We start from the raw sequence: 10,047 nt of genomic DNA on the forward strand, positions 1-10,047 counted from the left end.
GGCTGGGCGCCGACGGCGGCGCGGACGAACTGGTGGAGGCCGCCACCGGTGTGCTGAACCTGGGCACCGGGGTGGAGGTGACCACCGACTCGGTGTTCCAGATCGGGTCGATCACCAAGGTCTGGACCGCGACGCTGGTGATGCAGCTGGTCGACGAGGGCAAGCTCGACCTGGACGCCCCGCTGGTCGAGGTGCTGCCGGAGCTGCAGCTCGGCGACCCCGACGTCGCCAAGCAGGTCACCATGCGGCACCTGCTGACCCACACCAGCGGCATCGACGGCGACGTCTTCACCGACACCGGCCGCGGCGACGACGCCCTGGAGCGCTACGTCGCCGGGCTCGGCGACGTGGCACAGCTCTTCCCACCCGGCGAGCAGTTCTCCTACAACAACGCCGGCTACTGCCTCCTCGGCCGGCTGGTGGAGGTGCTGCGCGGCAAGCCGTTCGACGAGTGCCTGGCGGAGCGCCTGTTCACCCCCCTCGGCCTCACCCACGCCGCGGCCAGCCCGTACGAGGCGATCGTCCACCGGGTCGCGGTCGGCCACGTGCGCCCCGAGCCGGAGGCCGCGGAGGTGCCGGCGCCGATGTGGGCGATGGCCCGGTCCAACGCCCCGGCCGGCTCGATGCTGTCGATGCGGGCGCGGGACCTGCTCGCCTTCGCCCGGATGCACCTGGAGGCGGGCAAGGCCGCCGACGGGTCGAGCGTCCTGGACGCCGGCACGGTCGCGGCGATGCAGGAACGCCAGGTGGAGCTCCCCGACATCCGGGTGATGGGTGACGCCTGGGGGCTGGGCTGGGAGCTGTTCGACGGCCAGGGCACCCCGGTCATCGGGCACGACGGCAACACGATCGGCCAGGCCTCGTTCCTGCGGGTCCTGCCCGAGCAGGGCGTCGCCGTCGTGCTGCTCACCAACGGCGGGGACCCCTACGGGCTGTACCGGGACGTCGTGGGCCACGTGCTGCGTGAGCTGGCCGACGTGCAGCTGCGGGCGCTGCCGGTGCCGCCGGTCGACCCGCCCCGGGTCGACGCGACGCGGTACGCCGGCACGTACAGCAGCCGGGTGGCCGACCTGGTCGTCAGCCAGGACGACGACGGCCGGATCTGGCTGGAGATGCGCCCCAAGGACATCGCCCTGGAGATGGGCGAGCAGCCCGAGCGCAGCGAGCTGGTCTCCTTCGCCCCGGACACGCTGATCCCGGTGCAGGCCCAGTCCGGCCTGCACGTGCCCTTCGCCTTCCTCGGCGACGACGGCGCCGGGCACGCCCGGTTCATGCACATCGGCCGCGCCGTCCCGCGGGTCGCCGGATGACACCGCTCGGACGGCTCGTCACCCACGACGAGCCGGTGCGGTCGGCCTCGTCCGCCCGGACGAAGAACCTGCGGCTGTCGCGCGGCAGCCTTCTCGCAATCGCCGCATCAGGAGAGGACACACCATGAGGCTCATCCGGACCGGCGTCGGCGTCTCCGCCGCCACGCTCCTCCTCGCCGGGTGCGGCGGTGGAGACGACGGGGGTGGCGGCAGCGGGGAGGTCGTGGACGGCGGCACCTTCACCATGGCGCTGTCCTCCGACCCGGGGAACCTCGACCCGCAGGCCTCGGCGGCCAGCGACCTCTTCCAGCTCAGCCACTTCGCCTACGACTCCCTGGTGTTCATCGACAGCGAGGGGGAGGTCGTCTCGGGGATCGCCGAGGACTGGACGGTCGACGCCGAGACCGTCACCCTGACCATCGGCGACGACGTCACCTGCTCCGACGGCTCGCCCTTCACCGCGAGCGACGCGGCGGCGAACCTCAACTGGATCGCCGACCCGGCCAACCAGAGCCCCTTCCTCGGGGTCTTCGTGCCGGCCGGCGTCGAGGCCACCGCGGAGGACGCCACCGGCACCGTGACCATGGACCTGGCCGGGCCCGCGCCCTTCGTGCTGGAGGGCCTGGCCGGCGTCCCGATGGTCTGCGCCGCAGGCCTGGAGGACCGCGACCAACTGGCCGCGGAGACCCTCGGCACCGGGCCCTACGAGCTCACCGAGGCCGTCCCCAGTGACCACTACACCTACACCGTGCGTGAGGGGTACACCTGGGGCCCCGACGGCGCCGGCACCGACGTCGAGGGCATGCCCGACGAGATCGTGGCCCAGGTCGTCGGCAACGAGACCACCTCGGCGAACCTGCTGCTGTCCGGAGGGCTCAGCGCCGCGCAGATCCTGGGTCCGGACGCCGAGCGGCTGGCGGAAGAGGGCCTGTTCGACGCGACCGTCACCGCGGTGCTCGGCGAGATGTGGTACCACCACGGCGAGGGCCACCCCACGGCCGACCCGGCGGTGCGGATGGCTCTGACCCAGGCGGTCGACCTGGACCAGCTGGCCGAGGTGATCACCTCGGGCCGGGGCGGACCAGGCACCACGTTCGCCGCCTCCGCCCCGGCGTCCTGCCCCGGTGACTCGATCTCCGGCGCGCTGCCCGAACACGACCTGGCAGCGGCCCAGCAGCTGCTCGACGAGGCCGGCTGGGAGGCCGGCGCCGGTGGCGTGCGCAGCAAGGACGGCCAACGGCTGCAGCTGACGTTCCTCTACGACAGCGCCCTGGGCGCGCCGGGCTCCGCGGCCGCCGAGCTCGTCGCCGCCGCCTGGACCGAGCTCGGTGCCGAGGTCACGACGACGCCGAAGGACGAGACCGCCGCGGTCGAGACCATCTTCGGCACCGGTGACTGGGACGTCGCCTGGATCCCGGTCAACGTCAGCAGCCCGGACCAGCTGGTGCCGTTCCTGTCCGGCCCGACGGTGCCCGACGGCAACAACTTCGCCGCCATCGACAACGCCGACTACACCCAGCTGGTGGCCGAGGCGATGACCATGATCGGCACGGAGGGCTGCGGCACCTGGCTGGAGGCGGAGGCCGCCCTGGTCCGGGACGCCGACGTCGTGCCGTTCGCCAACCAGGACGTGAGCTTCTTCGGCAGCGGCGCGGAGTTCGAGGTCGTGGACGTCCTCCAGCCGACCAGCATCCGGATGGTCGACTGACCCGGCCCCGGACGACGACGCTGACGGCGGAGAGGCGGCGACGGTGACGAGCACGACCACGGCGACCGGCGCGACGGCAGCCACCGGCGCGACGGCGGGGCGCCGAGGGGTGGACGCGGCGCTCGACAGCCCTTGGCTGCGGTTCGCCGCCCGGCGCGCCGGCCGGCTCGTCGTCTCGCTGTGGGTGCTGGTCACCGCGTCGTTCCTGATGATCCACCTGATCCCGGGTGACCCGGTCCGGGCCGCGCTGGGGCCGACCGCGCCGGCGTCGCTGGTGGCGGCCCGGCGGGCGTCCCTCGGCCTGGACGACCCGCTGTGGCTGCAGTACGTGCACTACCTGCAGGGCGTGCTCACCGGCGACCTCGGCACGTCGCTGACCTCCCGGCTGCCGGTCTCGCAGGTGATCTCCCAGCGGCTGCCGGCGACGGCCCAGCTGGCGGTGCTGGCGTTCCTGGTGGTCGTGGCCCTGGCCGTCCCGATCGGGGTGGCGATGGGCGTGCTCACCCGGGGTGGGCGGGCCCGGCGACGCGAGCTGGCGTTCTCCTCGGCGAGCGTCGTCGCCGGGGCGGTCCCGGACTTCCTGCTCGGCGTCGGCCTGGTCTACGTCTTCGGCGTCCAGCTGGGCTGGCTGCCGGTGGCCGGCCAGCGGGGCGCGAGCTCCTACGTCCTGCCGGTGCTGGCCCTGGCCGTGGGGCCGGCCGCGGCGCTGGCCCGGATCCTGCGGGTGGAGATGCTCTCGGTGCTGCAGGCCGACCACGTGCGCACCGCCCGGGCCAAACGCCTCCCGGCGCCGAAGGTCTACCTCCGGCACGCCATGCCGAACGCGCTGACCTCGACCATCACGCTGGGCGGGCTGCTGCTCAGTGCGCTGGTCGCCGGCACGGTGCTGGTGGAGAACGTCTTCGCCTGGCCGGGGCTGGGCAGCACGATCGTCTCCTCGATCCTGCTCAAGGACTACTCCGTGGTGCAGGGCATCGTGCTCGTCTACGGCGCCGGGGTGCTGCTGGTGAACCTGACCGTCGACGTGGTGCTCGCGCTGCTGGACCCGCGCTCGGCCATCCGGGAGAGCTGAGCCGATGACGACCGCACCCGTGCCGCCCACCGCCGTCGACCAGCCGGCCGCCGCCCCCACCCGGCGGTCGGCTGCGAGGGCCCGCTGGCTCGCCGTGCTCCGCACCCCGGTCGGCGCCGGAGCGGGCCTGCTGCTGGCCGTGGTGCTCCTGCTGGCGGTGTTCGGCCCGGTGTTCTGGTCCGACGCGGCCGACACCGTGGACACCACCGCGGCGATGCAGGGCGCCTCCGGTGAGCACTGGGTGGGCACCGATGCCCTGGGCCGCGACCTGTTCGCCCGGGTGCTGGTGGCCACCCGGCTCTCCATCGGCCTGGCGCTGCTGGCGACGCTGATCGCCGTGGTCCTCGGGTTGCTGCTGGGCACCGCGCCGCTGCTGCTGGGCCGGCGCGCCGGGCGGCTGGTGACCGCAGCGGTCGACATCGCCGTCGCCTTCCCCGGGCTGCTGCTGGCGCTCTTCTTCGCCGTCGTCTTCGGGGTGGGGGCGACCGGGGCGGTGCTGGCCATCGGCTTCGCCGGTGCCCCCTCCTTCGCCCGGCTCTCCCACACGCTGGCCGCCGGGATCGCCGACCGCGACTTCGTCGCCGCCGCCCGCATCGCCGGGGTGGGCCGGGTGCGGGTGCTCCTGCGGCACGTGCTGCCCAACATCGGCGAGCCGCTGGTGGTGAACGCGACGATCGGTGCCGGCGGCGCACTGCTGGCCTTCGCCGGGCTGTCCTTCCTCGGTCTGGGCGTACAGGCGCCCAGCTACGACTGGGGGCGGCTGCTGCAGGACGGGCTCAGCGGCATCTACATCCACCCGGAGGCGGCGCTGGCCCCCGGCGTCGCGATCGTCGTCGCCGGGCTGGCGTTCAACCTGTTCGGTGAGGCGGTCGCCAAGGGCATCGGGCTGACCGCCACCGTGAACGGGGCGTACCCGGTCCCCGGGCGCTCCCGGGCCGACACCGTGCCGGCCGCCGTCACCGACGACGGCACCCCGGCCACCGACCCCGGCCTGGCGGCGGACCGGCCGGTGCTCGACGTCCAGGACCTCTCGGTCACCTTCCCGGGGCCCGGTGGGCTGGTGCGCCCGGTCCGCGGGGTGAGCTTCCGGATCGGCCGGGGCGAGGCGGTCGGCGTGGTGGGGGAGTCCGGCTCGGGCAAGTCGCTCACCGCGCTCGCGGTCGCCCGGCTGGTCGAGCAGCCGGGCGAGGTCACCGCGGACCGGCTGGAGTTCCAGGGCACCGACCTGCTGACCGGGTCCGAGCGCAGCCACCGCCGGCTGCTGGGCACCTCGTTCGCGATGGTGTTCCAGGACCCGATGACGTCGTTCAACCCGACCCGCCGGATCGGGCGTCAGCTGGCCGAGGTGGCCCAGGAGCACCAGGGGATGAACCGGCGGCAGGCGCTGGACCGCGCCGTCGACCGGCTCCGCAGTGTCCGGGTGCCCGCCGCCGAGCGCCGCGCGCACCAGTACCCGCACGAGTTCTCCGGCGGCATGCGGCAGCGGGCGATGATCGGCATGGGCCTGATGGGCGAGCCGACGCTGATCGTCGCCGACGAGCCGACCACCGCGCTGGACGTGACCGTGCAGCGGCAGGTGCTGGACCTGCTGGCCGCCGTGCGCGCCGCCGACGGCGTGGCGCTGCTGCTGATCAGCCACGACGTCGCCGTCGTCGGGCAGGTGTGCGACCGGGTGCTGGTGATGTACGCCGGCCGGGTGGTGGAGGACCTGCCGGCGGCCGAGCTCGACACCGGCGCCCGCCATCCCTACACGCGGGCGCTGGTGGCCGCAGTGCCCGACATGGACGTCGACCTGGACGCGCCGCTGCCGGTCATCCCCGGCCGGCCGGTCGACCCGGCGCACCAGCCGCCCGGCTGCGCCTACGCCCCCCGGTGCCCGCTGGCGTCGGCTCGGTGCACGGCCGAGGACCCCGCCCTCGCCGACGACGGGACCGGCTGGCGGGTGGCCTGCTGGCACGCCGGCGAGGTCGCCGACCTCGCCGTCCCCGGAGCGGCACCCGTCGCGGTCTCCCTGGGGGAGCGGGCATGAGCGAGCTGCGGTTCGACGACGTGAGCGTCCGGTACGGCTCCCGGCGGCGGGCGATGACCGCCGTCGACCGGGTCAGCCTCACCGTGCCGGACGGCGCCGTCGTCGGGCTGGTGGGGGAGTCCGGCTCGGGCAAGTCGACGCTGGCCCGCGCGGCCGTGGGGCTCACGCCGCTGTCGGGCGGCCGGATCCTGCTGGACGGGGAACCGATCCGGCACGGGTCGGGCCCGCGGCCGGTGCAGATGGTCTTCCAGGACCCGTACTCATCGCTCGACCCGCGGATGACGATCGGGGAGAGCATCGCCGAGGCGGTGCCGCGGGGCACCGGCTCGGCCGACCGGCGGCGCGAGGTGTCCCGGCTGCTGGAGCTGGTCGAGCTGGACCCCGCCCGGGCCGGCGCCCACCCCGGCCAGCTGTCCGGCGGTCAGCGGCAGCGGGTGGCGCTGGCCCGCGCGCTGGCCGCCCGGCCCGCGGTGGTCGTCGCCGACGAGATCACCTCCGCGCTCGACGTCTCCATCCAGGGCACGGTGCTGAACCTGGTGCGCCGGCTGCAGCGGGAGCTGGGCACGTCCATGCTGTTCATCTCGCACAACCTGGCCGTCGTCCGGTACGTGGCCAGCGAGATCGCCGTGATGTACCTGGGCCGCATCGTGGAGCACGGGCCGGCCGAGCAGGTGCTGGCCGACCCGCAGCACCCCTACACCCGCGACCTGCTCGCGGCGGTGCCCGACTCCGCGCACGCCCGCTCGGCCCGGTCCGCCGCCGACCCGACGCCGGCGGCGGTGGCGGCCGCGGAGCCGGCCGACCCGCACGCCCCGCCCCCGGGGTGCCGGTACCACCCGCGCTGCCCGGTCGGGCCGCTCGTCCACCCGGAGCGGGAGGTGTGCCGGACCACCGAGCCGACGGCGGACCATCGGCACGCCACCGCCTGCCACTTCGCGCCGGCACCCGAGCCACTGGCCGGTCGCACGAGCTGACCGGCGTGCGCCGGCAGTCGGTCAGCCCATCGACTTCTGGCCGTCGATGGTCTCGCGCAGGACGTCGGCGTGGCCGGCGTGCTGGGCGATCTCGGCGATCACGTGCAGCACCACCCGGCGGGCGGACCACCGGGCGCCCGGCTCGAACCACGGCGCCTCCGGCAGCGGGTGGGTGGCGTCCAGGCTCGGCAACGTGCGGACCAGCTCGTCGGTGCGCTGGGCGACCGCGGCCTGCTCGGCGAGCAGCCCGGCCAGCGTCTCGTCCGGTCCCATCACGAACTCCGCGGCCCACTCCTCCGCCGTCGACTCGTCGAACGCCGGGAAGACGGTCGGGCCGGTCACCATGAACTCCGCCCAGGTCCGCTCGGTGCCGGTCACGTGCTTGAGCAGGCCGCCCAGGGTCAGCTCGCTGACGGTGGGCCGCAGCCGCGCCTGCTCGTCGGTCAGCCCCTGCACCGTGTGCGCCAGGAACCAGCGGTGCTTGGCGAGCGACTCGAGCAGGTCGGCCCGCTCGGCGGTGACAGCGGTGGTGGTCTCGGTCGTGGTCATCGGTGTGCCCTTCGTCGACGGGATCTCGTACCGACGATGCTGTCGGGCATCGGTGCCAGATCCTGTCCGCATCAGGTGGCAACCTGAGCCCATGACCGATCCCACCGCCCGCGCGCTGCGCCTGCTCTCGCTGCTGCAGGGCCGCCGCGACTGGGCCGGCGGCGACCTGGCCGGCCGGCTGGGGGTCTCGCTGCGCACGCTGCGCCGTGACGTGGAGCGGCTGCGTGAACTCGGCTACCCGGTGCAGGCCCGGCCCGGGGTCGACGGGGGCTACCGGCTGGCCGCCGGGGCGGCGCTGCCGCCCCTCGTGCTGGACGACGACGAGGCGGTGGCGCTCACCGTCGCCCTGCAGGCCGCGGCGGCCGGGGCGGGTGTCGGGATGGCCGAGCCCTCGGTGCGGGCGCTGACCAAGGTGGTGCCGGTGCTCCCGGCCCGGCTGCGCCGCCGGGTGGAGGCCCTGCAGGCGATGACGGTGCCTGCAGCGCCCTGGTCCGACGGCGGCCCGGCGATCGACCCGCAACTGCTGGTGGCGGCCGCCCAGGCCCGCCGGGAGGGCGAGCGGCTGGCGTTCACCTACACGGCGGCCGGGAGACCACCGGCGGGGCGCCTGGTGGAGCCGCACCGGCTGGTGCCGCTGGGCCGCCGCTGGTACCTGGTCGCCTACGACCCGGCCCGGGGCGACTGGCGCACCTTCCGGCTCGACCGGATGTCCGGCGTGCAGGGCAGCGGAGCGCGGTTCGCGCCGCGGCCGCTGCCGGCCGAGGACGCCGCCGCGTTCGTCCGGGCCGGCATGGACCGGTTCCGCACGCCCACCGTCGTGGAGGCGGTGGTCGAGGCCCCGGCGGCGGTGGTGCGCGACCGGGTCGGCCGCTGGGTGCGGGTCACCGACGACGGCCCGGACCGCTGCCGGGTGCACCTGGAGACCGACGACCTGGACTGGCCGGCGCTGGTCCTGGGCGCCGTGCGCGCGGAGTTCACCGTGGTCGCCCCGGCCGAGCTGCGGGAGCGGCTCGCGGAGTGGGCGGAGCGGTTTGCCCGCGCGGTCGCCGGCTGAGCACCGGTCACCAGCGCAGCAGCCGCAGCTCCAGCATCGCGGCGAACCGGGAGTCGGCGTCGCCCAGGTCGATCCCGCCGACCTCGGCGATCCGGCGCAGCCGGTAGCGGAAGGTGTTGGGGTGCACGTGCACCTTCGCGGAGGCGGCGATCGCGTCCCCGAAGGCGTCCAGCCAGGCACGCAGCGTCTCCACCAGCTGGGCGCGGTGTGCGGCGTCGTACTCGGCCAGCCGGGCCACCGGCCCGGACGCCTGGTGCCCCTCGGCGGCGGCCAGGTCGGCCAGCTGCAGCATCAGCGACTCGATGTGCACGTCGCCGGCCCGGGCCACCCGGCGGGAGGTGGTGCCGTTGCGCAGCACCCGCAGGGCCCGGTCGGCGGCGTCCCGGGAGCGGGTCAGCGCCGAGACGTCGAGCGCGACGGTGCCGACGCCGATCATCCCGGGCACCCGGCCTCCGGTGCGCTGCAGGAACTCGCTGGCCACCGCGGCGGCCCGCACGTCCGCCGTCGGTGCGTCGGCCCCGACCGGCAGGACGGCGTAGCAGACCCCGCCGACCAGGGCGACGACGGAGCCGGGGTGCAGCGCGGTCAGGTGCACCGCCAGCGCGTCCGCGGAGCGCTGCCGCTCGGCCTCGCGCCGGGCCAGGGTCAGTGCGCCGTGCTCGTCGGTGCTCTCGGTCAGCCCCATCGCCAGCACGATCAGCGGCCGGTCGGCCAGCCCCAGCCGGCTCAGCGCGTCGACCGTGCCCGGCCCGCCCTCCAGCGCGGTGGCGACCAGCTCGCTGGCCAGCCGCCGCTCCACGTCGGCACCGGCCCGCATCCGCAACAGGTGCAGCGCGACCAGCTTCGCCGCGTCGACCAGGCTGCGCTCGCGAGAGGGGTCCAGCGGCTCGTCGACGGCGGCCCAGATGGTGCCGAGGATCTCGTCGCCGGCCCGCACCGCGACCGCCACCCGCGCGATGGTCACCTCCGGCATCCCGAGCACCTCCGGCGACATCCACACCGGGCGGTCGGTGGCGTACAGCTGCCGGAACACCCCGTGCGCCTCGAGCCGGCGGGTGAACCGTTCGGGCACCTGGCGACCGAGGATCGTCTGGATGCGCGACTCGTCGGCCTCGTCCTGGCGGCCGGAGAAGGCGAGGATGTGCGAGCTGCGGTCCTCGATGGTCACCGGTGCGTCCAGCAGCGAGGCGATCGCGTTGGCGAGGGCGAACAGGTCCCCGCCCGGCACCCCGCACCAAGCCCGGGCGGGACCACCGCACCGACCATGGGCGGTGTGACCGACCTGATCGCCGGGACCCCGCTGCCCCTGCCCGCCACCGGGCCGGGTGGTCAGGGTGCGGCCCGCGCCGGC

The 10,047-nt window shown here is 75.2% G+C and carries 8 protein-coding genes; 6 read left to right on the forward strand and 2 right to left on the reverse strand.

Annotated features, from left to right (window positions below; genetic code table 11):
* From G5C62_RS22905 to G5C62_RS22925, 5 genes are all read left to right on the forward strand, one after another.
* Positions 1–1,310 (forward strand): serine hydrolase (locus G5C62_RS22905; protein WP_164702817.1); only part of this gene is annotated, 1,310 nt, incomplete at its 5' end.
* Positions 1,311–1,434: 124 nt separating this feature from the next.
* A complete protein-coding gene (locus G5C62_RS22910; protein WP_164702818.1) occupies positions 1,435–3,018 on the forward strand; it encodes an ABC transporter substrate-binding protein in 1,584 nt (527 codons plus the stop codon).
* Positions 3,019–3,061: 43 nt separating this feature from the next.
* The gene (locus tag G5C62_RS22915; RefSeq protein WP_197058469.1) at positions 3,062–4,090 is read left to right on the forward strand and encodes an ABC transporter permease; all 1,029 of its coding nucleotides are present in this window, start codon (positions 3,062–3,064) and stop codon (positions 4,088–4,090) included.
* Between the two features lie 4 nt (positions 4,091–4,094).
* Positions 4,095–6,119, forward strand: coding sequence for a dipeptide/oligopeptide/nickel ABC transporter permease/ATP-binding protein (locus tag G5C62_RS22920; protein WP_164702819.1), 2,025 nt, complete (start codon positions 4,095–4,097; stop codon positions 6,117–6,119).
* Positions 6,116–7,093, forward strand: a complete 978-nt coding sequence (locus G5C62_RS22925) for an ABC transporter ATP-binding protein (RefSeq protein WP_164702820.1) — start codon at positions 6,116–6,118, stop codon at positions 7,091–7,093. Before G5C62_RS22920 ends, G5C62_RS22925 begins: the two co-directional genes overlap by 4 nt.
* A 21-nt stretch (positions 7,094–7,114) precedes the next feature.
* On the opposite strand, the gene G5C62_RS22930 is transcribed toward G5C62_RS22925, so the two are convergent.
* Positions 7,115–7,642 (reverse strand): DinB family protein, encoded by a 528-nt coding sequence (locus G5C62_RS22930; RefSeq protein WP_164702821.1) that lies wholly within the window; start codon positions 7,640–7,642, stop codon positions 7,115–7,117.
* A gap of 91 nt (positions 7,643–7,733) precedes the next feature.
* Between G5C62_RS22930 and G5C62_RS22935 the strand changes: the two genes are divergently transcribed.
* Positions 7,734–8,696 carry a YafY family protein gene (locus tag G5C62_RS22935; protein WP_164702822.1) on the forward strand — a complete coding sequence of 321 codons (963 nt, stop codon included), beginning with the start codon at positions 7,734–7,736 and terminating at the stop codon, positions 8,694–8,696.
* A gap of 7 nt (positions 8,697–8,703) precedes the next feature.
* Here G5C62_RS22935 and G5C62_RS22940 read toward each other — a convergent pair.
* The coding region (locus G5C62_RS22940; protein WP_164702823.1) for a CdaR family transcriptional regulator at positions 8,704–10,047 on the reverse strand (1,344 nt) is incomplete at its 5' end.

The organism is Modestobacter sp. KNN46-3 (genome assembly GCF_011039295.1).